Source organism: Neptunomonas sp., assembly GCF_041601355.1.
Taxonomy (GTDB): Bacteria; Pseudomonadota; Gammaproteobacteria; order Pseudomonadales; family Balneatricaceae; genus Neptunomonas.
In genome coordinates this window covers 41,672-65,044 of sequence record NZ_JBFIIH010000001.1, presented here as the reverse complement: position 1 = coordinate 65,044, position 23,373 = coordinate 41,672, and the positions used below count along the sequence as shown (strand labels likewise).

20 protein-coding genes and 1 CRISPR repeat array are annotated in these 23,373 nt (G+C 44.8%); of the genes, 6 read left to right on the top strand and 14 right to left on the bottom strand.

From position 1 onward, the window contains the following. Nucleotide 1: 1 nt before the first annotated feature. Both cas1 and cas2 read left to right on the top strand, forming a co-directional pair. Nucleotides 2-2,839 carry a CRISPR-associated endonuclease Cas1 gene (cas1, locus tag ABY436_RS00335; protein WP_372737037.1) on the top strand — a complete coding sequence of 946 codons (2,838 nt, stop codon included), beginning with the start codon at nt 2-4 and terminating at the stop codon, nt 2,837-2,839. Further along, the gene (gene cas2, locus ABY436_RS00330) at nt 2,836-3,114 is read left to right on the top strand and encodes a CRISPR-associated endonuclease Cas2 (RefSeq protein WP_372737036.1); all 279 of its coding nucleotides are present in this window, start codon (nt 2,836-2,838) and stop codon (nt 3,112-3,114) included. Before cas1 ends, cas2 begins: the two co-directional genes overlap by 4 nt. A gap of 230 nt (nt 3,115-3,344) precedes the next feature. Continuing rightward, nucleotides 3,345-4,994: a CRISPR direct-repeat array (repeat unit 35 nt; unit sequence ATTCCAAAGAGTCAGGTCGCTAAGACCGTTGAGAC). A gap of 337 nt (nt 4,995-5,331) precedes the next feature. Here the strand turns inward: cas2 and ABY436_RS00325 are convergent. From ABY436_RS00325 to ABY436_RS00305, 5 genes are read right to left on the bottom strand one after another with little or no spacing between them, the layout of a single operon-like run. Beyond that, nucleotides 5,332-6,393 carry a TniQ family protein gene (locus ABY436_RS00325; protein ID WP_372737035.1) on the bottom strand — a complete coding sequence of 354 codons (1,062 nt, stop codon included), beginning with the start codon at nt 6,391-6,393 and terminating at the stop codon, nt 5,332-5,334. Beyond that, entirely contained in the window at nt 6,390-8,261 is a 1,872-nt protein-coding gene (locus tag ABY436_RS00320; protein ID WP_372737034.1) for a TnsD family Tn7-like transposition protein, read from the bottom strand. Before ABY436_RS00320 ends, ABY436_RS00325 begins: the two co-directional genes overlap by 4 nt. An 11-nt stretch (nt 8,262-8,272) precedes the next feature. Further along, nucleotides 8,273-9,655: a TniB family NTP-binding protein gene (locus tag ABY436_RS00315; protein WP_372737033.1), complete on the bottom strand. Its 1,383-nt coding sequence runs from the start codon at nt 9,653-9,655 to the stop codon at nt 8,273-8,275. Beyond that, nucleotides 9,652-11,787, bottom strand: a complete 2,136-nt coding sequence (locus ABY436_RS00310; protein ID WP_372737032.1) for a hypothetical protein — start codon at nt 11,785-11,787, stop codon at nt 9,652-9,654. Before ABY436_RS00310 ends, ABY436_RS00315 begins: the two co-directional genes overlap by 4 nt. Nucleotides 11,788-11,791: 4 nt before the next feature. Continuing rightward, entirely contained in the window at nt 11,792-12,574 is a 783-nt protein-coding gene (locus ABY436_RS00305; protein WP_372737031.1) for a TnsA endonuclease N-terminal domain-containing protein, read from the bottom strand. A gap of 660 nt (nt 12,575-13,234) precedes the next feature. Between ABY436_RS00305 and ABY436_RS00300 the strand changes: the two genes are divergently transcribed. Beyond that, nucleotides 13,235-13,462 (top strand): EamA family transporter, encoded by a 228-nt coding sequence (locus ABY436_RS00300; RefSeq protein WP_372737056.1) that lies wholly within the window; start codon nt 13,235-13,237, stop codon nt 13,460-13,462. Between the two features lie 89 nt (nt 13,463-13,551). Here the strand turns inward: ABY436_RS00300 and trmB are convergent, their stop codons facing one another. From trmB to ftsE, 7 genes are all read right to left on the bottom strand, one after another. Next, the gene (gene trmB, locus ABY436_RS00295; protein WP_372737030.1) at nt 13,552-14,244 is read right to left on the bottom strand and encodes a tRNA (guanosine(46)-N7)-methyltransferase TrmB; all 693 of its coding nucleotides are present in this window, start codon (nt 14,242-14,244) and stop codon (nt 13,552-13,554) included. 25 nt (nt 14,245-14,269) lie between these two features. Continuing rightward, nucleotides 14,270-15,058, bottom strand: coding sequence for a thiazole synthase (locus ABY436_RS00290; protein ID WP_372737029.1), 789 nt, complete (start codon nt 15,056-15,058; stop codon nt 14,270-14,272). Nucleotides 15,059-15,106: 48 nt separating this feature from the next. Continuing rightward, nucleotides 15,107-15,307 carry a sulfur carrier protein ThiS gene (gene thiS, locus ABY436_RS00285; RefSeq protein ID WP_372737028.1) on the bottom strand — a complete coding sequence of 67 codons (201 nt, stop codon included), beginning with the start codon at nt 15,305-15,307 and terminating at the stop codon, nt 15,107-15,109. Continuing rightward, a complete protein-coding gene (locus ABY436_RS00280) occupies nt 15,307-15,693 on the bottom strand; it encodes a DUF423 domain-containing protein (RefSeq protein ID WP_372737027.1) in 387 nt (128 codons plus the stop codon). The genes thiS and ABY436_RS00280 overlap by 1 nt, the downstream gene beginning before the upstream one ends. Before the next feature lie 176 nt (nt 15,694-15,869). Next, complete coding sequence (rpoH, locus tag ABY436_RS00275) at nt 15,870-16,742, bottom strand: RNA polymerase sigma factor RpoH (RefSeq protein ID WP_372737026.1); 873 nt, start codon at nt 16,740-16,742, stop codon at nt 15,870-15,872. Between the two features lie 154 nt (nt 16,743-16,896). Then, entirely contained in the window at nt 16,897-17,919 is a 1,023-nt protein-coding gene (gene ftsX, locus ABY436_RS00270) for a permease-like cell division protein FtsX (protein WP_372737025.1), read from the bottom strand. After that, complete coding sequence (gene ftsE, locus ABY436_RS00265; protein WP_372737024.1) at nt 17,912-18,571, bottom strand: cell division ATP-binding protein FtsE; 660 nt, start codon at nt 18,569-18,571, stop codon at nt 17,912-17,914. Before ftsE ends, ftsX begins: the two co-directional genes overlap by 8 nt. Before the next feature lie 95 nt (nt 18,572-18,666). On the opposite strand from ftsE, the gene ABY436_RS00260 reads away from it, so the two are divergent. Next, the gene (locus ABY436_RS00260; protein ID WP_372737023.1) at nt 18,667-19,863 is read left to right on the top strand and encodes a hypothetical protein; all 1,197 of its coding nucleotides are present in this window, start codon (nt 18,667-18,669) and stop codon (nt 19,861-19,863) included. Nucleotides 19,864-19,872: 9 nt separating this feature from the next. Beyond that, nucleotides 19,873-20,508, top strand: a complete 636-nt coding sequence (gene rsmD, locus ABY436_RS00255) for a 16S rRNA (guanine(966)-N(2))-methyltransferase RsmD (protein WP_372737022.1) — start codon at nt 19,873-19,875, stop codon at nt 20,506-20,508. 39 nt (nt 20,509-20,547) lie between these two features. On the opposite strand, the gene ABY436_RS00250 is transcribed toward rsmD, so the two are convergent. After that, nucleotides 20,548-21,171, bottom strand: coding sequence for a TetR family transcriptional regulator (locus ABY436_RS00250; protein WP_372737021.1), 624 nt, complete (start codon nt 21,169-21,171; stop codon nt 20,548-20,550). A 177-nt stretch (nt 21,172-21,348) separates the two neighbouring features. Continuing rightward, nucleotides 21,349-22,602: a M48 family metallopeptidase gene (locus ABY436_RS00245; RefSeq protein WP_372737020.1), complete on the bottom strand. Its 1,254-nt coding sequence runs from the start codon at nt 22,600-22,602 to the stop codon at nt 21,349-21,351. Between the two features lie 252 nt (nt 22,603-22,854). Here ABY436_RS00245 and coaD point away from each other — a divergent pair, with 252 nt between their 5' ends. After that, on the top strand, nt 22,855-23,358 hold the full coding sequence (gene coaD, locus ABY436_RS00240) for a pantetheine-phosphate adenylyltransferase (protein ID WP_372737019.1): 504 nt from the start codon (nt 22,855-22,857) through the stop codon (nt 23,356-23,358). Nucleotides 23,359-23,373 lie beyond the last annotated feature (15 nt).

Here is a 23,373-nt window from a genome sequence, read left to right as displayed (position 1 = left end):
TATGCATAACCTTCCTTTAATCCAAGCGCTACTACCCCTCCGTAGCTGCATCGTTACCCTGCGCTGGCTCTCTGCCAGCCAGCCGGGGTTTCTACACCATGTTGCACTACATGCTTGGGTACGAAATCTAGCGGGAAGCCCCGAAAATTTCAGCGACTATCTGGTTGTAGAACCCCTAGAAAATGGCCACATTCAGTACAACAAGGACGACGGCTATCGTTTACGGCTAACTGTATTACATGGAGGAGAGCCGTTGCTCGACGCTATTTTTCAGCAACTTCAAAAACTGCCACATTGCGCTAAAGTCAGTAAACAACCTCAACACTTTGCCAATAATCTAAAACTGATCAGCATCGAAGATAGCTTCGAACGCCACACAGTAACGGATATTACTGAGTTGACCTGTTTTGACGAAAACGCCCTGTGGCTGGAAACAGCACTGTGGGCAAGACAACCCTTCTTTAAACTGGCTTTTACCACCCCAGCTCGTCTGGTACGTGACAAGGTTGAAAACAAAGAGCAAGCAATACAAGGAGCAAAAACCACTAAAGGTAAACTACGCTTCTGTCGTGACAAAGCGCATCTCACCTGGTCTTTGGTTACTCAACGTATAACCGACACCCTCATCACCCTCTACCAACGCAGAACGGGCGAGCGATTACAACGCGCACCCTGGCCGGAGGCAAAAATTCACAAAGCACTGGCCTTCTGGATAGATCACAGCTACGCCAAAAGCAAAGACGCCAGCGGCGTACTCGCACACCTTCACATTAGTTTAGATCCGGGCTTCCCCTCTGATCTGCTTGCCCTGGTCGTCTTCGGACAGTACACAGGCATAGGGCAAAACCGTAGTTTTGGTATGGGACAATACCAGCTATTAGACGAGTATAATGAAGCCACCTACCCGCGACCTGGCGCTATAAAAAGCCTGCTTGAAAAGTCACTGGAAGACTCAAATTTGGCACAAGCTTGCGAGCTTATGTACACGCGCAGAAGTAGCTTTGATAAAGAAGATACCGACCAAGAACATGCCCAAGCCAAGTCTGATCTTTTGACCCAGTTACAAAAACAACGACAACAGATCTCAAAGAAAGATTATCACCCTAGCCCCCTGCAACCTCTGGAGATAGACAAACAGGATGGCGGTACACGCCTATTATCTATACCCAGTTGGCATGATCGTACTCTCCAACGCGCAGTAACTGATATTTTAGGGCCCACGCTAGATCAACTATGGATGCAACACAGCTATGGTTATCGTCGTGGGCACTCCCGGTTAAATGCCCGTGACGAAATCAACCGCCATATCCAACAAGGTTATCGCTGGGTATTAGAAAGCGACATCGAAAGTTTTTTTGATTCAGTATGCTGGCAAAACCTGGAACAACGCCTGCAACTACTTTTCCCGAATGAGCCACTTCTACCACTCTTAATGCAGTGGATCACCTGCCAACGCGAAGAAAACGAAATTGATAGCCGTATTCGCGTTAAAGGGTTACCGCAGGGTGCACCGGTCAGTCCGCTGCTAGCAAACCTTTTACTCGACGACCTAGATCAGGACATGCTTGAAAAAGGCCACTATATCATTCGTTACGCCGATGATTTTGTTTTACTCTTTAAAACAGAAAAAGAAGCACGCGCTGCACTAACCGATATCCAAGCATCACTGCAAGAACACGGCTTGAATATAAATATGGAAAAAACTCGAGTGGTAACCGCCGAAACGGGGTTTCGATACTTAGGTTACCTCTTTATAGACGGTTATGCGATCGAAGCGACTCGCGCCTACCGTAAGGAAGAACAAGCGCTAGCCGAAGTATACAAACCCCTGAATGAAGCAACCCGCAAAGAGGAGATAGGTGAACGCGAATCTCTGGGGGCTATCTTAGTCATAGCGGGCGATATCGCCATGTTGTTCAATGAGAAAAAACGCTTGGTCGTAGAACAGTATGACGAGAGGAGCAGCTACTGCTGGAGTTCGCTAACAGCAGTACTGTTAGTGGGCCCTCATCAAATTACAACACCGGCCTTGCGCGCAGCCATGACACACGGCGTTCCAATACATTTCGCCAACAATTTTGGTCGTTACCAAGGTGTTGCTTCTGGCCAAGAACCTAGCCACCTCGGTGTAAATTTCTGGATATTGCAGATGCAATACCTACAGCAAGAAACAAACGCTTTAGACATAAGCAGAGAATTAGTCAGGGCGCGTTTAGCAGGGCAACACGCGCTAATTCAGAGGCGAGATAAAACGGCAACCGAATTAGACAAATACCAGCGTATCGCAGACAAAATTTCCCGAACCAATAACCTTGATCAACTTAGAGGCTATGAAGGGGAATCAGCGAAATTACTTTGGGGCTTTCTACAACGACATTTAGCGCCAGAATGGCACTTTAAAGGCCGGAACCGAAGGCCACCAAAAGACCCCGTCAATGCTATGCTTTCATTAGGCTACAGCTTCCTTTATAGCCTAGTTGACAGCATAAACCGAGTGGTTGGACTTTATCCATGGCAAGGCGCTTACCATCAAAGTAAAGGCCTTCACAAAACGCTATCGTCAGATTTAATGGAGCCTTACCGTTACATTGTTGAGCGTGTGGTGCTTACCCTAATTAATCGTGCACAAATAAAGCCTGATGCATTTGCAGAAACAGTGCAAGGCTGCCAAATGAGTAGTGAAGCAAGAAAGACATTATTAAACGAACTACTCATTCAGTTAACACGACAATCAGAAAAAGCGCCCAGCTTAATCAATAGCATGAAAGATCAGGCCATGTCTCTGGCATTAAGTTGCAAAACAGGACAGAAATTCCAGGCGTGGAGACCAAAACAATGAGAGTTTATCTAGCCTGCTTTGATATAGAAAATGATCGTAAACGGCGTAAACTGGGCAACTTGCTGCTTACCTACGGCGATCGCGTACAGCACTCTGTATTTGAGATTAGTTTGAAAAATGAAGCAGAGTTACAACGCTTATGCCACCAATGCGAAAATTATGTAACTGAGGATGACAGCTTACATTTTTACTGGCTAAACAAAGAAAGCAGAAGTAAATCGAGGGACATATGGGGTGAACCTATCGCTGTTTTCCCTGCCGCCATCCTACTATAATATTTTGAACTTAAGACGGGATAACACCCGTTTGCTCTTTAACAACATGGACTTAAATTCACTTGTTTGTGATCTCAATATCATTTGGGCGCCAATTACTTATTTAACAACAAGTTATATTGGAAAACCCAAGCTTTTAGGGTAATTTAGTTAGCATACTCTGTGGATATACTGAGGGCGTCGGAATATGGAATATAACTGCTTATTTTTTATAAAAAAACGCAGGTACTATTCCAAAGAGTCAGGTCGCTAAGACCGTTGAGACGGCGACCTACGTGCAACACGATTGGTCCTTGTATTCCAAAGAGTCAGGTCGCTAAGACCGTTGAGACGTGACTAGTACAGGCGAAGCACCGTTGCTGCCTGATTCCAAAGAGTCAGGTCGCTAAGACCGTTGAGACTTGTCACCACAAGTGGTGCAATTTTCAGCATCATCAATTCCAAAGAGTCAGGTCGCTAAGACCGTTGAGACCGAAGTTACCGGCATGATGCGTTCGCCGCTGTCAATTCCAAAGAGTCAGGTCGCTAAGACCGTTGAGACAAACGGATCTGGGCGCAGTCACAGGCTTTTGAAAATTCCAAAGAGTCAGGTCGCTAAGACCGTTGAGACGTCAGCTTAGAGGCATCATCAGCCAACGATTCTAATTCCAAAGAGTCAGGTCGCTAAGACCGTTGAGACCTCAACGGAAGCCTGGCAAAACGCGACGTTGCCGATTCCAAAGAGTCAGGTCGCTAAGACCGTTGAGACATAACATCACCTTCCTCAAGTAGCATGTAGCGCTATTCCAAAGAGTCAGGTCGCTAAGACCGTTGAGACGAAGAGAACGGACGTTTCTCCACCGAAGCTAACATATTCCAAAGAGTCAGGTCGCTAAGACCGTTGAGACGTTACTGTGTCGGTGTCGGTTCCGTCGATGAATTGCTTGAAATTCCAAAGAGTCAGGTCGCTAAGACCGTTGAGACTCTGGAGATGGTTTGACTATGGCCATAGGTACACCTTATTCCAAAGAGTCAGGTCGCTAAGACCGTTGAGACATTGATTCCAGGGTGTCCAAAAATAGCGGGTAGCTCCATTCCAAAGAGTCAGGTCGCTAAGACCGTTGAGACGCTGATAAAACTGTCCTTCCTCTTTAACATCATATTCCAAAGAGTCAGGTCGCTAAGACCGTTGAGACCCCACAGCGCTCGCACTCATCCCCCTTGTCTGTGATGTTATTCCAAAGAGTCAGGTCGCTAAGACCGTTGAGACTCCATCCCCCCTGTCTGGGAGGTTAACGCTGTTGCATTCCAAAGAGTCAGGTCGCTAAGACCGTTGAGACTTTGTTTTTGGTAAGCTCGGGTTCCACCTCGTGGTGGATTCCAAAGAGTCAGGTCGCTAAGACCGTTGAGACCAAGCTTGAACAGCTCACGTGCGCCAGCCACGTAATTCCAAAGAGTCAGGTCGCTAAGACCGTTGAGACCCGCATAATTCCTGTATTGCCGTTCCTGTTACTGAATTCCAAAGAGTCAGGTCGCTAAGACCGTTGAGACTTACTGCGGTTGGGTACGTGGTTAGCGCGGATCTTTAATTCCAAAGAGTCAGGTCGCTAAGACCGTTGAGACTGTATTTTCGTTTTGACCAGTCGGCTGATGCAAATTCCAAAGAGTCAGGTCGCTAAGACCGTTGAGACAAATTTCCATCTACTGGTATATGCCATGTTTCATTATTCCAAAGAGTCAGGTCGCTAAGACCGTTGAGACCCTGCAACGCCGCCCCCACAGCATCCGCATCCATATTCCAAAGAGTCAGGTCGCTAAGACCGTTGAGACTTCTGTAACGCCGCCCCAACCTCCGTCGAACTCAATATTCCAAAGAGTCAGGTCGCTAAGACCGTTGAGACTTGTACTCCGGTGACACAGACTCTCTCTGTTGTGTTTCATATAGACAGGGATTATCCGGCCGGAGTAGGCGATGCAAGCCTTGTTCAGGGATGTTTAGCTGGGGGGGGACTGACACACGATAGTTACCTTCTGCATCACAGACTTTAAATAACTCGCGGAACTTAGCATCGGTAAGCAGTCGTGTTCGCAGATTATCCCCTGAAGTAAACGAATCGACCTGAATTTGGCCGGATTACGTTCGATCAGCTATTCATTCGCTCTGATCTAGGCACGTTAATAACTATTAACGTGCCTTATGAGCGGCATCTCACATTCAAATACCTTGCAAACTTACCCTTAAACAGAGGAATACTTTTTCGAGAAAAACTTCTCAATAAGCCTTATTGGTAGCTCTATCGGCTTATCCACAGACAGATATAAAATATCTTCAATGGGTAACTTCACACCCTCATCAAGCGCACAAGGCAGCATCTCTAACTGCTTCGGCACACCTTCTTTCATAGCCAATAGATCATCCAACGAGAAACCCAGTGCATAAGCAGTCAACAGAAGACTTAATGGGCTTTTGTATGCAGTCCTCACTGTGGTAGCTATAAAGCTAGCTTTTGGAACCTCTAAACCTTTATAGCCAAACAGTTCAAGCATCTCAACGCTGCATGATCTTTTAATCAACCGAGATATTTTAAAATGAGAGGCCTTGCCTTCATATTCACCATAACCACCGCACCCAAGATTCATAGCCTGTTTGTCTAGGCTAGTTTTTATCGAATCCAACTCCAGGTCTCCGGCATCTAACGTAAGTAGTCTGGCACTATCAATGGCTATTCGCAGTAAAAGTTGATGTGAAACATTAGCCTGCTCAATATCTTTTTCAAACTTGATGACATCAGTATTAACAGGATCCATCAAATTAACTGCACTGGATTTAAAGTCTACTTTTTCTAGAAAAACATGGTGCATCCGGCAGACAAACACACTCGGCAATTGGTGCTCTCTATGCCAATATACACATCCATAATTATCCTCATCTTCTAAAGCGCAGCGAGAGCAATACATCATGCCACTATCACGGTACTGTCCCTGCTTATACCCTGTCATATAGAGTCTCAGGCTACCTATAAGGTGAGCCCTTTGATGCTCAGTCATGCAACCAAAAAAATAGGGTGCTATTGTGTGAGCTTCAACCAAGTGCTTGCCGGAAGAAATCCAACCTTTTGGCATGCGTGCTACTATGTTGTTAAAGTATTCATCGACTTTCGCATGTATGAAGGGGCTAGTTTTTCCCTGAAAATCAAAGAAAACATCAGAGTCTTTTTGATAACCATACATCTGCTTATATCTTGAAAAAAAACTCCACAGGAGTTCATCAGGCAGTAATGCTGGGATAGCACCAATCATCCGGCAATCCTTCCCTTGTAATTGACTAGCTGAGTTATCTTAACCAGGGCCGATGAGATTTCATCTGCATATAAATACCGAATGTCTGTACTCAGCCCGAAACGTTTATAAAACTCCGTTTTGTTAGGAATAAAGCCTTCTTCAACAAATTCATTTTCGCACCACGCAATACGTCTAAGCACAAAGTGTTCCTGTGATTCTTCCAGACGATTTATCAAACGCACCAGTTTCGGATAGTGGGCCAATGTTGTATTGGCTCCAAGCCTAGGCATATTCAGCCTATTAACAAGCCACGACTTCGAATACCGTTTTGGTTTCATACCCGCCGTGTTATCAAGTTGCCTCATCGATACAAGCAAACGAAGACACAATTGTTTATCTTCATCGTTAAAGCGTTTCTCTTTTCCAAGTACAGACTCTCTTTGATAAGCTGGGGAATGCTCGATCAGCCACTTCCTATCATTGCGATACAACCATTTCCATAAGGCAGCCCCCTCGCTTCTAAGCCGTGTACGACCAGATCCCCTATATCTTTGCCTTAATTCATTCCACGCCGTCCTACGACGCTTTAATAGGGCCAGAGTTATCATCTCAGCATTACTGGTCTCAAGCTGTTTCCAGCGGATTTTTATTCCTTGCTCAACGGCGATCCGCTTTATTGTGTCTGGTGCGGCATGCATTACTTTAGAGATTTGCTTCAAAGGGTCACCCCTTTCTATTAAAAGCCTTAATTCCCTTAACCATAACTCGCCTCGATCTAGTATTAGGTGCTGCTTTTGATGCTTCTCCGACCTCAAAAACTTCATTCCGCAGCATCGACAATACGCAATGCTTTTCTTCTGTTCTTCGACGATATCAATTACAGATCCAAAGTCTGGGCACTGATAATTAATACAATAACTAGGTTGCATTGCGTTTGGCGCACATCCCATTGTCTGGAGTTCAGACATTTCTTGTATAGAGCGACCCAGCATTCGTAACAGCATAAGAACTAACAATGGATGCGGTTGTTGCCGGCTGCCAACATCCAGGACTGCTTTAATTACAGGCACAGGATTACCCGAGAAGTGTTTGCAAAAGCCTAATCTTTCCCTAAATTCTGTTGGATATGAGAGCTCCCAATGCTCAGTTATTTTGTTTTTATGTAATAACCCTTCACCAACCCGATAGCCCATTTCATGTAGCTGAGAGGCAAAACATTCTCTTATGATATCGACAACATGGTCTGCCTTCGGCGTGCTACGCAGGAGATAAAAAGAGTCCTCAGCAATCTCTAACGCTTTTGAATATCCATAATCTAAACAAATTTTTGAGGGGCGCTTATCCTGCGACAGTGCTCGCTCCAAAGATATTAATTTTGAAGGTAAAGCCTCTGATGGAAAATAAGACAAGATCACTCTGTGTTCTGGGCAAACAAGTACACCCGGTAACTGATGGGAGGTATGCCAATAACACATACCCTTTATTTCCCTATCGCGCGATACGCACTCATGACAAAAACGATAGACTTGAGGCAAGGGAATCCGACCAATCCATTTTGATGTAATGCTAACCGGACTTTTCATATGCCTATCGAACTGAAGCATAGATTTCAATAAAATATTCATATCAGAAAAGCTGATAGCAGAGAAATATGGATAAGCTGTGTGCTCCCTAAGCAATCTGTTTGTTGGCGGTGCTTGCCAAGGATTATTTCTTAAATGTACCTCCAATCCGGCAGGCAACACTGCTGATAATTTAAGATGACTAGTGGAAAACCAGTCATTGAGCGTATAAGAGACAGAGGTGTAGCCCGCCATTTCATGATAGCGAGCAATAACACTGATAAAGGCTTCACCATAGAAGGTTTCTGGAAAAAAACTGATCATAAACCCACCTCTTAATTTGAGTCGATAAACCCTAATTTTTTGAGGATGTCATAGTTACTCTCGTTCTCATTTTTTGCTTCACATGCAGCAAGAAGCTTCGAATTTTTAACGAGTTTCTTTGGTTTGGCTAAGATTTCAGTCTCAAGCTCTTCTGATGCCAGTTCCGAAACTCCAGTGGTTTTATGTAATGGTGTATTCTTTTGTGATTTCTTTAATAAGCACTTAAGCTGTCTTGCTTCCTCACACTCAATCTGTTTTTCCAACACTGTAAAGTGATCCTTATAGACCGAATCAATTAAATCCACCGTAATACACTCATGCTTATAATACGACCTGACATTAATAGCTCGCTGCTGAACTAATATATAAAGTGGTGCGGCTATACCAGGCAACCCCCATGATAGCTCGCGCATTTTCTGCGCAATAGCGGTAGTTAGCACGGTCTCATCTTGGGTATATTGCATTTTCCACATGGCTTTTAGGTACCTATTCCAATCTTGATCAGGCAAATAATCCCATTCAGATATCCCTCCTTCAGTTAACCTTCTTGCTTTCCTTATGTCTCCTGCGATAAATTCTAAACAGTCACCTGTACCCACGAACAAAATAAGAACCCGCATTTTTTCAACCAAATTATAAATAAAATTTAATAGCTGCTGTTTCTGAAGATTATTTACACCTGCGAGGTTTTCAGTATTATCTATGCTCAATACAGCGACACCATGTATGGCACCAATTCTGGCCATGTTGTCGAGTTTTTCATTAGCAGTACCGCGTTTAAATTTTGAAGAGTATTGGGTGCCTAAAATGACATCTAGATATGAAAAAAACTCATCTCCTAAACTTTTCGAACTTCCATCAGCAGGACAGTTAACATGTACCCATGGAACCTGTGTTGTACAAAATGAAATCCCTTTATAATTGCTGTGTCTAATTGCTATTGGATACAGGGACTTCCAGCGCTGAACGGCCGAGGTTTTACCAATCCCCGATTTACCTATGACCGCCATAGGAGCAGGGCGGTATGCGTTAGAGCCGATAGAATATATATCTTGGCCTGTTATAAGCTTCTTAAAATATCCTGAATCCGAACGGGCTCTTCCCAGATACACAGAATTAATCTCACTCTGAATTCTCTGAACATTATCTATGTCTCTGCTCAGTGGGAAATAAAACTCTTTAACGATTGGTAACATTTGAAGACGTTGGTGATCCGGCAATTGCCTCCACGATTCATCATAATCAGGCTTTAATTTTAACCTTTTAGCTATCTCATTAGGTTCAGAAAAAACAGGAAGGGATTCAATAAAAGGATTACCTTTGGCGTTAGGCGCTACATCATCATTGTATGACGCTTCAATAATATCTAAGCCATCCTCCGAAAAAAGAATCATAAGTCATCCTCCCAACTATCACTATGACTCGCACTAGGAATATAATGTTCATCATATTTTGGTTCTGGAGAAATAGATCGTGTGCCTGTTTTGATACCTGATTTACGCTCTTCTTCTTGTTCAGAAAAACGAATCTCCTCATCATATTTTGGTTTTTTTATATTTGATGATTGCTTCGCCAGAGCATCCTTTATTAATTCATCTACCATTTCATCTACATTAATATCTAGCTCTAACCTCTCTTTATGAGCGGTTGCACGGATGTCTGCATGCATGTCTTTTAATCGTTTAATTTCCCACAAACTCATTCCTTTATAATGGGCGAATGTAGCTGTTAATGGACACTTTTCAATAAAACGATTAGTTTGAGGATTTACTAAGTAAACTAAAGAGACATCCCTTGGATCATATGCAAGTATAAATTTCGGACTTTTACTGCCAGTATTCCGACAGAAGTAGCCTTTATTCTCAACCGATGGACTACTATAGTACAATGAATTTAGACGAAGTCCGGAACTACCAGCAGACACTTGTTTACGAGGCAACAAATCTTCTCTAATATCATCTTCACTGTACGACCGCCCAGCTCCTGTTCGATTCTTGACTCCCCATTTCCAAAAATTTATTGGTGTAGGCGCCAAACCCTTGGCAAGGAGTGCGTCTTCATCGATATGATTTAACACTTTTTTCCCATAGTTAAACTTGATGATTTCATGCACCACTATTTTTTCGAAGTCATCTAAGGTTAAACAAGCATAGTCAGCAGGGTCTTTCTCTCCGCGATCAGGGCCTCGCCTCCTCGCACCCGGAATACTCTCTAACCAGGCTTTAATTTCACCAAAGAAGCGCTCTATATAAGGCTTCCAATCAGGCCTTCCAGGAGGAAGAGTTTCAAAGTTCAAAAAACCTTTTTGAGCCAAGAAATCCGACTGATAACCAACTAACTCCGACCCACCATCAGTGGCCAAGCCTGAACAAACTGTTCTTATTTGGAGGAATTCTGAATCACACTCAATTCCTAGCCTTTTGAAATATTCTGTTTTATCTGTGAATGCATGCTCTAAAGCCATAGACAATACGTAATAGCTGGCGTGCTCTAATGCGACTACCCAGCCAACAACTAATTGAGAATAATTATCCTGAACAGCATATATGACAGCTTTACCAATGCGAACTGACCGGTCTCTGCTTGATACCAGTTCAATTAATCCACCTGTTGCATCTATCTGGTACTCCGATCCTGGCCCTGAAGTATCCCGCGCACTGCCAAGAGTAGGCCGATTATTCCGATTATAATTACCTTGACCTTCCTGGTGAGCTGCAAAAATTCTTTTATTATATTTCTTCTCACCCCAATACTTGAATTGATTAATTGTTGGAAAAAAACCAGAATCAGGTAATACCTTTTTAACTACATCACCTTCTGTAACTAATATAGAGAAACAATCATTAATTGTATCTTTATATGCTTTCATTATTTTTTTATTCTTAGTTATTCGGTGCTTTTTATATCCACTCTGAAGTTGTTTCCTAAGACTCTCATTAATATTAATGCCGACGCCCTCATTCGGTATATTTTCACTCGATAATGGACGCCCTCTCTTCAGTTCATATGTTTTTTTTGATTCCCCCGCTCCTCCAGATCGAAAGTATTGATCAAACAACGCCTGCCAAACCATTCCTTGCTGATAATATCTGCGGATATATTTTAAGATAGTAGGTATAGCTACATGATGTTGATCAGATATAGACTTTACTAACGTGTACCTAGCACCAGGAATAAACAAATCAATTTCATTACATTTTAGACTCTTTTCGATAATTGAATATCGCTCTTTCGCCGCTACCGCTCTTTTATTAATTCGATCAGTGCTTCCAATAACACAGACCACACTCTTAAAATTTGTAAGAAAATAAGGATCTTGCAATAATATTTGCAACCCACCACTTTCCAAGTGATCAATAATGTCTTTATAAGACTCGATTCGAGGATTGGCTTTTGTATTTACAACATTAATAAGCCCGACAGAATCTGATCCTTGATCTATAAAGCAAACTCGATCAATTAAATTACTATCCACTTCATCATCATTCATCCATGCTAATAAGTTATTTTTCGTCAATTTTATCATCACCTCACCCTCTAAAAACAAGTGGCTTCGTTGTATCAATTCCGTTATCCATATCAATGAGCCACTTAGTAGAGGCTATTAAATGGCGAATAACTGCTAACGAAGTTCCATCTATTAAGTGAAGGTCGTCATCAACTTGGTCGGCTAATTTTGCTGCTGACTGGAATGGATTTGAATGCCGTTTTTCAAGCTGCCGCTGAATATTTATGATCAATGTGGGGCAAAGGTTAAGCCCCTTTGTTGAGCGATATTTATGAATAAACTTAATGGCGTCAGCTTTAAGAGTATTAAGTTCATGCTCTGTAACTATCTTTAACTCCAGTCCTCTTTTTTTCCAATAGGAGCGTTCGATATCAATTTTTTCAATTGTTCTTCTTTTTTCAAGCTCTTTTGAGAGCTTTATCGCAACAGGGATTAAGCCTTCCGACTTACTTGTTAAGAGGAAATCAGTTGTCATAATATGCAATTCCCCATGCATATAAGGATGCTTAACCCCCAATTTAGTAGCGATACTCAGCGTCTCTGTATAGGGCAATAGTGGATATTGTTCTCTGATATCCATTATGTCAGGATCAAAATCGCTTAAATAAAAGTAGTCTGATTCGCCATTCGATAGCAAATGATGAAGCCTACCAACGGTCCAGGAGGTTGCTCTTTGTCGGCGCCCGAGACTTGGAACATCTCTGACTGTTAGAAAAGGAGTGTAATCACGCCCTGTAAGTTCTGATAAGCCTTCCTTAATCCACTTATCTGCTCGTTTTATAAGATCTGCACGTGTTCTAGCCATAATCAAGTTCTCACTTTTTTAAAGCAATAGAAAACCTTGACGGGCAAATGGCATAATGAGAGACTTCGAATGTCTAGTAAGAAGTTCTTATATGCGAGCCCGAAGATAGGTCACTGTTTTTGGGTTTTCATTTCTATATTTAAATATTCTGTTTCTGCTTTTCTCCTTCTGTCTTTACAGACAATATCTAGCCGTCCGGCCTAAATTCCCTGATCAACATTAATGTGAGTGCCTAATAAAAAGTTATTTTGCTTAAGAAGCCCTATAAACAGAGTATTTCTAATAAGCGCCATAAACTTTTCGAGTGCTCAATTACTTGTAACTTCTTATTATTTATCAAAGAGTTAAATAAAAAGAAAACACTAATTTCAAACATACACGGTTACCGTGAAATTGACCAGATAACCTAGCCAATCTAGACCAGTATTTATGTCAAATAACACGCATAAAGAAGAGTCTTTTAAACACTGACGCAGACAAAGGAAGGGAAAAAGCAAGTTTAAGGAAACTTGGAAATACTCCCCCCATTAACTCCATGCAATGCATCGAATTAACGAGAGGGTATATATGGAGCTGATCTCTTATTTACTTAACAACTTTATTGTTTACTTAATAACTTTATTGTTTACTTAATAACTTTATTGTTTACTTAACAACTTTATTGTTCTTCGACACTACGTTCTCTATTTCAAAATATTGGCATCAGCAGGGGCCACCAATCTGATGTTAGTCACATTACTGGTTCCTGTCTCAGCGATATTATTCGGTTCACTGTTCCTCAACGAGTCCCTGGAGGTTATCCATCTTGTGGGAATGGCGCTGATTGCGCTGGGCTTATCCGCTATCGACGGTCGACTTTGGCGACACGTAACACACGCGAGAGCTTAAATTCCTTATCTGGCCCCTTTTAATAAAAAAAGAGCCGTAGGTTATAAAAACTACAGCTCTTGTTTATATCTAACCGCTTCACTTACATTTTATTCTGTTTTTTCGAACATCAGATCCCACATTCCATGCCCGAGCCTTTCGCCTCGTTTCTGGAATTTAGTCACGGGCCGCCATTCTGGCTGAGGGGAGTATTGGCCTTCACCCATTTTATTGGTGTAGCCTTCAGCTGCACTCATGACATCCATCATGTGCTCGGCGTAATTCTCCCAGTCTGTCGCCATATGGAAGTAGCCACCGATTTTTAGCTTTTTACGCAGGTTCTGCGCAAAGTCTGGCTGTACGATTCGGCGTTTGTGGTGGCGTTTTTTGTGCCACGGATCGGGGAAAAACAACTGCACTACATCCAGGCTATTATCAGGAATGCACTTTGCCAGTACTTCTATCGCATCTTCCGCAAAAATACGGATATTGGTCAGGCCTTCATCGCTAGCATTACTCAGCAGCCGCCCGACGCCCGGCGTATGCACTTCTATACCGATATAGTTCTTTTCCGGCTCACGACGGGCCATTTCCAGCAGGGAGTCTCCCATACCAAAACCAATCTCCAGCACAACAGGTGCATCGCGACCAAATACTTCGCTAAACACGACAGGGCCGTTTTTAACTTCCAGCCCCATGACCGGCCAGACATCTTCCAGTGCTTTTTGCTGACCTTCTGTTGTCCTGCCTGCGCGCTTTACGAAACTGCGCACGGTACGCATATGCTTCTGTTCTTCTATCATTACCAACCACTATTTGCTGTTGTGTTTAACCAATAATGCCATCGAGTGGAGATGAGGCACTTGCATATCGTTTTCGCGGCATGCGGCCAGCCAGAAAGGCTTCACGGCCTGCTTCTATCGCTTTGCGCATTGCCGACGCCATCAGAATCGGGTTGCGCGCGCCGGCAATGGCGGTGTTCATCAATACGCCTTCACAGCCCATTTCCATAGCAATGGCAGCATCTGATGCCGTGCCGACACCCGCATCGACCAAAACAGGCACGTTCGCCGCTTCCATAATCAACTTGATGTTATGCGGATTGAGTATACCCAGACCAGAGCCGATCAAGGACCCCAGAGGCATAACGGCTACACAGCCCATCTCTTCAAGCTGTTTAGCGACTATCGGGTCATCGTTGGTATAAACCATCACCTTAAAACCGTCTTTTACCAGCGTTTCGGTCGCTTTAATCGTTTCAACTATGTTCGGGTATAGTGTTTTTTGATCGCCTAATACTTCCAGCTTGACCAAGTCATGTCCGTCAAGCAATTCACGCGCTAAACGACAGGTACGCACGGCATCTTCTGCGCTATAACAGCCTGCAGTGTTTGGCAGTATGGTGTATTTATCAGGCGTAATTACATCCAGCAGATTAGGCTCACCGGGATTCTGACCAATATTGGTACGGCGTACCGCCACGGTGACAATTTCTGCACCGCTGGCTTCGATGGCCAGACGTGTTTCTTGCATATCTTTATACTTACCGGTCCCCACCAACAAGCGTGACAGATAACGTTTGCCCGCAATCACCATCGCATCATTTTGCTCTGACATGTACTCAATCCTTAGTGTTATTCATAAGAGAGAAATGCATCTGTAGACTTAACCGCCACCAATCGCATGGACAACTTCGACCTTATCGCCAGCGTTTAGCTGATGTAGCGCATGTTGGCTGCGGGGGACAATTTCCTGATTCACTTCGATCGCAATACGTTGCCCAACGATATCCAGTTTAATCACCAGATCATGCAAGCTTGCGCCTTCTGCTAACTGCGTCACTTCACCGTTGACTTCAAGTTCCATCAAACGTCACCTCTGTCTTTGAACAAGAAAAAACCTGCCAGCGATAACCAACCGACGATAAAAGCAAGTCCGCCCAGTGGCGTGACTATACCTAACCAGTGCACCCCTGAAAACGCCAGAAGGTACAAACTGCCACAAAACAGCAACAGACCACTGAGGAATGCCGCGGCACTCAGACTCAATAGCCCGGAAGCCTGTTTCCTGAGTAACAGTCCGACCAGTAACAACGCAAAGGTGTGATAAAACTGATACTGGACACCCGTTTGCATCACTGCCATCAGTTTTGTGCTTAAGATATCTTTAAGCCCGTGTGATGCAAAAGCCCCCATCGAGACCGCTAACGCACCACTGATGGCGGCCATAGCCAGATAAAACTGTGCTTTCATAATAGTGATGTCATCAATGTATTTTCATCATTACGCCTGAATAAACCGACCTTAAACAATCAGGGCAGGATTATAGCATCGTTTAACTGCCCGGCTCTAAGACATAGCCAATAGACTAAAACAAAAAAGCCGCCCAAAGGCGGCCTTAGTACATAAATAAAGTACTGCGAAAAAAGTTACGCTGGCTGTAAGTCGTGTCCAATAGCCGCTTTCAGTTTTTTCATCGCGTTTTTTTCCAGTTGGCGTATTCTTTCAGCCGACACGCTGTATTTAGCCGCTAACTGATGCAAAGTCGCTTTTTCATCCATCAACCAACGCTGAGCCAGGATATCACGGCTACGATCGTCCAAAGACTCCATCGCGCCGCTCAGGCGTGCCTGAGAATCTTCTTCCCAGTTGGATGCTTCCAGCTGCTCGGCAGGATCACCTGAATGATCTTCCAGATATTGAACCGGCGCCAAATACCCTGCTGCATCGTCATCGTCGTTACCGCTCAGATCAAAAGAGGTATCAACAGAGGCCATGCGGCCTTCCATCTGACGAACCACCTTTTCATCAACGCCCAAATCATCTGCGATAGCCGTCACTTCATCGCTATTCATCCAGCCCAGGCCTTTCTTCTTGGAACGCAGATTAAAAAAGAGTTTACGTTGCGCTTTGGTGGTTGCTACTTTAACGATTCTCCAGTTACGCAGGATATATTCATGCATTTCGGCTTTAATCCAGTGCACGGCAAAAGAGACCAAGCGCACACCCATACCCGGATCAAAACGTTTTACTGCTTTCATAAGACCCACATTACCTTCCTGAACCAGATCGCCTAACGGCAAACCATATCCAGAATAGCTACGCGCAATATGTACTACAAAACGCAGATGAGATAAAACCAGCTGACGTGCTGCTTCCAGGTCATCCTGATAAAAAAGACGCTCAGCCAACGCACGCTCTTCCTCGACGCTGAGCACTGGAATAGTGCTAATTGTCTGTACATAAGCATCCAGGTTTTGTCCCGGTGTAATATGTTCGATGAGTTCTAAGCTTTTACGCATTAAGTCTTAACCTCGGTTTTGAGTCGTATAATCAACTTATTCACAACAATCCACAAATAAGAGCATGAATCTTACAAATAGTTCCCCTAAAGATAAAGCCTTCTTCGCATAATCTTCAGCTCAAAAGTTATCAAAATTTTATGTTAACCGGGAATTATCTGGGTTCTATATCACGCAGATGACGCCTGACAGCTATCCACGCACCCAACCAGCCTAGTAGAACACTCGATAATAGCAAAAGTGATGAACCAGAAACACCTAATCCGGTTAATTGAAACTGGCTTCGGTAAAGCTGAGCCAATTCCTGAGCCGGTGTTTCTAGCATCAACCAAGCGACCTGAATAACTAACCAGGCACATAACGCCCCCAATAGTCCGTACCAAACGCCTGTGTACAAAAAAGGCCGCCTGACCCAGGCATCAGTTGCACCGACAAGCTTACTGACAACAATTTCATCCCGGCGACTTTCTATCGACATTTTAATCGTATTGCCGATCACCAGAAGCACAGCAAGCCCTAACAACAGCCCCAACACAAATACGCCACGCTTTGCCACCGCCAGCATAGCATCCAACCGCTGCAGCCACTCCAGATCCAGAACCGCTTCATTCACTTCCGGCATCGCTTCGAAACCGGCACGCATTAGCCCCAGATCAGCCACAGCACGAGAACGTGGCAACAACACCACAACGGCAGGCAACGGGTTATCTGTTAATGCGTCCAGCACGTCACCAAACCCTGAGTATTTTTTAAACTCGCGCATCCCCTGATTACGGCTGATATAGTCCACCGCCGCAATATCATCGCGTAACAACAAGCTACGACTGAAGCGCTCAGCCTCTTCGTCACCCAGCGATGTGTCTAAATAAAGTGATAAACGCGTTTCACCTTCCCACCCCTGAGTCAGACTTTGCACGTTAGACAATACGGTAAAAAGAAAACCGGGCAATGTAAGCGCAATGGCCAGCACCGCAACCGTCATCATGGTCGCCAAAGGCGTGCCTAGCAGCTTTGTTAGTGCGGCTTTACCTACCGCACTATGATTGCGTAGCCAGCTTTCACTGTGCCCTTTCAGATCAACCTTATGATGCTCGGCTCCTCGCCGTGACGTTGGCGGAGCGACGGGGGCGACAGGCCGGGAAGGGTGAACACGTACGGCACCTCTTTTTTTATCCATCAGCAATCAACCTCCCTGACTTCAGTGTCAACATCCTATGGCGCATACTGCTGATCAACGACAGATCATGACTGGCAATCAATACAGTTGTGCCGACTCGGTTAAACTGTTCGAACAAGCGCATGATCTCTGCTGATAGCTGAGGATCAAGGTTACCGGTCGGCTCATCGGCCAACAGAACTTTGGGCTTATGTACGATAGCTCTGGCAATCCCCACACGCTGCTGCTCACCGCTTGAAAGCGCCAAAGGGTTCATTTTTTCTCTGTTCAGCAAGCCCACTTTATCTAACGCAGCACGCACACGTCGGGCCGCATCTTCCGGCGAATAACCACAAATATTCAAAGGCAAGGCTACATTATCAAAGACTGACCGATCAAATAGCAGCTGGTGATTTTGAAAAACCACACCAATGGAACGGCGCAAATAGGGAATATCATGACGCCCCAGCCGATTAAGTATCTGCTCGCCCACCTGAATGTGTCCTGCAGTCGGCTGCTCCATCAGCATCACCAATTTCAGCAAGGTGCTTTTTCCGGCACCTGAATGGCCTGTTAAAAATGCCATTTCACCGGTATTAATGGTAAAACTGACATCTTTGAGTGCATCGAAGCCCTCGTCGTAACGTTTACTAACATGTTCAAATTGAATCATGGTGCTGTTGGTCTATCCTATTTTGGGCCAAGGTTGTGCCAAGTAACTTATTATAGTGGTTTTTTATACATAACGGCTTCATCTTCAGGAAAATTATGGATCAGCAATACAAGCCCCTGTTTAACCGCACCTATCTGAAAATTTTACCCTGGATTGTCGCCATCGTTATCGTGCTGTTAACAGCCCGCAGCCAGAATAATAGTTCTGATTTTTACGAGACACTGGAAGACAACTGGATATATCTGTCGATCGACAAAGCACTTAAACAAGATCAACTGAAACTGGTCTACCCGCTATCTCCCGCCTATTCCGAACAGCAAGCCCAGCAAAGTATCGCACTGCAATCCTCATTCGGACAGGCACTCCGGGCTCAGAACAACATCACCGCCCGGTGGCATGATGATAAGGTCATTTTAACCGTCCGACTGCCCGCAGAAAAAGATAGCGAAGACTCATTCCGTCTGGAGCCGATGCTAAACAAGGTAACAACCTTGGCCGGCGAACATTATTCACAAGCGCTGCAACACGCAGGCGCAGAACGCTACCTGGCATTAAACACGATCGATGAGTTAGCACTGAGCAATCTGAAGGCACAGCTTCTTACGTCGTCAATGCCAATCACACCCGATAACACCCACAGCCTGCTGTCTAACAGACCCACGGCGCTGCTGATATTCAGAGAAGAAAATGAATCGCTCAGCACAATAATCAGCGAGCAATTAAAAAAACATTACCCTTTCACTGCCCAACCCCGCATATCAGCACCACAGTTAGCCGCCGCTAGCCGCATAAGCCTGCAACACCGCGGCCCGTCTTATCTTTATCTGATAGGACAGGCTATACCCGCCGATAGCAGCAATGTGAGTCGCTCTGTAGCTTTGCATTACATTAATCAGTCACTGAAAGAAATCGCCAACAAAAATTTAAGCCACTATCGCCTGATACTCCAACCGTCAACTCCGGTCGGTTATGCTGCCTTATCGATGACGCAAAACAGCCCGTTTCAGGAAAATGTCATCAGTAACCTTAAAACTTACCTGCTGCAACACCTCAACAACGACAAGCTTGAAGAGATCAGAGGCGCGCTCGCAACGCAATATAGCGAACTGCTCGCCAGCCCGGAGCAACGCGCCGAGCAGCTCGCTTCACAATTATTTTCTATGGAGAAATTTCAGTCGGCTGAGGAATTTCGTGATACGCTTGCATCCATATCGACTCAGCAAATTCAGGGGCATTTACAACAGCTACTTGATCCTGAGCACGCCATTATTGTAACAATTTCACCTTTGTAGGCTACAAAGATGCCCCGAAGACACCCACCCCGCGTCAACCACAACAGCCGTAAAGAAACCAAACCGATGTTACGTATCATCGGTGGAGAATGGCGTAGCCGTAAACTCCCTTTCCCGGAAATAGAAGGCTTACGCCCGACTCCTGACAGGGTGAGAGAAACTCTTTTTAACTGGCTGCAAAATATTACTCCCGGCGCGCGCTGCCTTGATCTGTTTGCCGGAAGTGGGGCATTAGGGCTGGAAGCGCTTTCTCGCGGTGCAGACTCGGTTACTTTTATCGATAACGCCCACGAAGCAACACGCCAGCTAAGAGACAATTTAAATCTGTTAAAATGCCAGAACGGCGAAATAATAACATCAGCGGCACTCACCTGGCTGGAAGCACGTCAGACGGATACAGAACCACGCTATGACTTAGTCTTTCTCGACCCGCCTTTCAGAAAGGATATGGTCCCGCTCATCTGTGAACTGTTAGAGAAACGCAACCTGCTTTCCGATCATGCCGTTATCTATATAGAAGCCGAGTCAGAATTAAGCCAGTTGACAGTTCCCGGGAATTGGCAAGAGAGCCGTTCCAAAACTGCAGGACAGGTCACTTACCGGCTGTTCTTCAGATCGCCTGAAACCGAAACCGAGCCCGGCTAAGCTTTTCTGGATCGGCTAAAGCAGGTTGCGACTACTTATCTACGACCTGGTCTTTTCCAGTCCGGCAATAGCATTACTAATGGTGAGGTTTGCCAACTCTCTGAATGAAGTCGATTCCGGCATATATTCGGTAACGGCAAGTACACCAAACACCTGAGAAAGTAGCAGCTCCGCCATCGGCTGCTGCTTTGTTTTCTTCGCAATCTGTTTCTGTTTGCGTGCTTGTTTTAAAAACCGATCGATATAACCAACCCACAATTGCCATTCGTCCGACAGAACATCGTGCAACTCAGCTTGTGGTGGCAGATCTTTTCTTCGGCTATAAAAAAGGGCATACACCTGCATTGCCTGGTCACGAGAAGCGATATGGCATGCCGTATCAAGTAAAAAAGATTTCAACGCCTTCAACGCATTCTGGTCAATGGCCTGCAACTGCTCAAGATAGTGCTGTTCAAAGGGAAGCGTCGCCGATGCGCTTAAAGCATAGATCAGATCTTCACGATTCTTAAAATGCCAATACAAAGCACCATGAGTAACACCGGCCGCAGCGGCTATCGCCTTTAAACTAACATTGTGAATACCATGCGTAGCATACTGCTGCAAGGCCATTTCCAACAATTCATGTCGTGTTTGTTCAGCTTCTTCTCGGGTGCGACGCGCCAACACAGGCTCCTTATTTCTTTATAAGCAGTTACTTTATAAAAAGTTAACTTTATGAAAATCTGCTTTTTTTGAAAGCTTAAGCTCACTCGCAAACCAGTTTAACGCATCCCGCCCGACTTAACATTAAGCTGCGCATGTATAAGTTCGAATAACACGGATGAGCGCTAACGATCTGCTTTAACGAAAAGGCGTCGCATCATCCAGATAGTATTTAACCTGCATCTGCTGAAGCTGAGCAACCTTAAGATCCGGTAAGGTAAAGCTTCCTGCAAAACGCGCTGCCGGTTTTATATTACCTGCCACATGTGTGACATAACGACTTACCTTTCCTGTGGAATCTTTAATCAATACACCCATAACCACATCTTTCAGACTAACATTGCTCCTATTTTCCCACACCACCTGCCAAGAGTGCTGATCAATCACCTTTTCGCCCACAACGACAACCTGCTTATCCAGCGCCTGCATCATCTGAATCTGCTGCGCCTGGCGGCTGGCCTCTTGCTTAGTTCCCTGATGCTGAGCATAGGCCCCTAAGGCCGTGCCAAGAATCGCAGACAAACCACCACCACTGCCGGCTTCCACCGACTCCGAACCTTTGCGCCAGAGAGCATTATTATCCAGTAATGCGGCCGCTTCCGGGTTCTGTTGCCCATCATGGTAATATTGCTTCACCTGGTTAGCGACATTTCGCGTCAATAGCGCACGTTCAGGATTCACTGGGTGTGAATGGAAGAAAAGTCCCTTGGCGCTACCCTCTTTCTTATATTGTCGCTCCCAGATACGACTCGCTGCATAGGGGTCAAAACCGGCCAGTGCCGCGTACAGAATACCTATCTTATCCGCTTCAATTTCACTTTCATGGGTAAAGGCCGCCTGATAGCCGCCTTGGCGCGCCGCTTCAGATCCGGCAATTAATGCGGCCGTTTGATGCGTTTGACGTTCAAACACATGATTAGCCACGGTATGCGCGATCTCATGCCCGAGTACAGCCGCCAACTCAGCATCATCTTTCAGATCCTGCATTAAGCCACTATGTACGACGATGTAAGTCCCACCCGTTGTAAAAGCATTAAAGGAGGGATCATCAATCAACACTGGCAGCCAACGCTCATTCGCCAGATGACTCACACGGTGTATACGGTCAAACACCCGAACAACACGCTGATATGCTTTCTCATCCAATGCCGCATTTGTTTTCTTCCCTGCTTTCTTTTGCTCTGCGAGAATCTGTTCAACCGCTGCATTACCTTGCGCAATCTGCTGGCCCCGGCTTGCCATGCTTAACGTTCGCTGGCCGGTAACCAGATCCCGCTCGCTCACCACTTCAGCCGCACTATAAAGCCCCCGATCTATACTTTGCAGCGACTCACAGCCACTAAGTAATGCAACACCTATAAAGAGAGGGAAAATTTTAACAACAGAATTCATAAATGGAGACCGCCTGTTTAATGCCTGAGTTAATACCTGAGTTAATACCTGAGTTAATACCTGATTTACTACCTGATTTACTACCTGTGCGACACTCTTATATTCCTCTTGGAAATATAAAAAATATTTTTTATAACCAATAAAGATGAACACATTCCATTATTGTATTTGTACCCCTGCAGCAATTCCGATAATATGCCGCACTTGCAACAGTGGCAATACCACAGCAAAACAGGACAGAGTGAATAAAGAATGAATATCGCCATTTATCCAGGAACATTTGATCCTATCACAAATGGTCACTCTGACCTCGTGCAGCGCGCATCACGTTTGTTCGATAAAGTCATCGTGGCCGTTGCAACAAGTCAAACGAAACAACCGCTATTTCCTTTAGAAATGCGCACAGACCTTGCCAAAGAGGTTTTTGTAAATTTAGGAAATGTCGAAGTGATCGGTTTTGATTGCTTGCTGGCAGATTTTGTCGCTGAGCAAAAAGCGAATATTATCTTACGTGGTCTTCGCGCTGTATCTGATTTTGAATATGAATTTCAGCTGGCCAATATGAATCGTCAGCTAGCACCTCAGGCAGAAAGTCTTTTTCTGACGCCTGCGGAGCACCTATCCTTTATCTCATCTACCTTGATAAGGGAAATAGCAATGCTGAACGGCGATGTGAGCAAATTTGTTCACCCCTGCGTCAATAAAGCATTACAGAATCATCTTGCTGTCAGAAAAGACTGCAATAAAACCGTCTGAGCCTGAGAGGAAAGC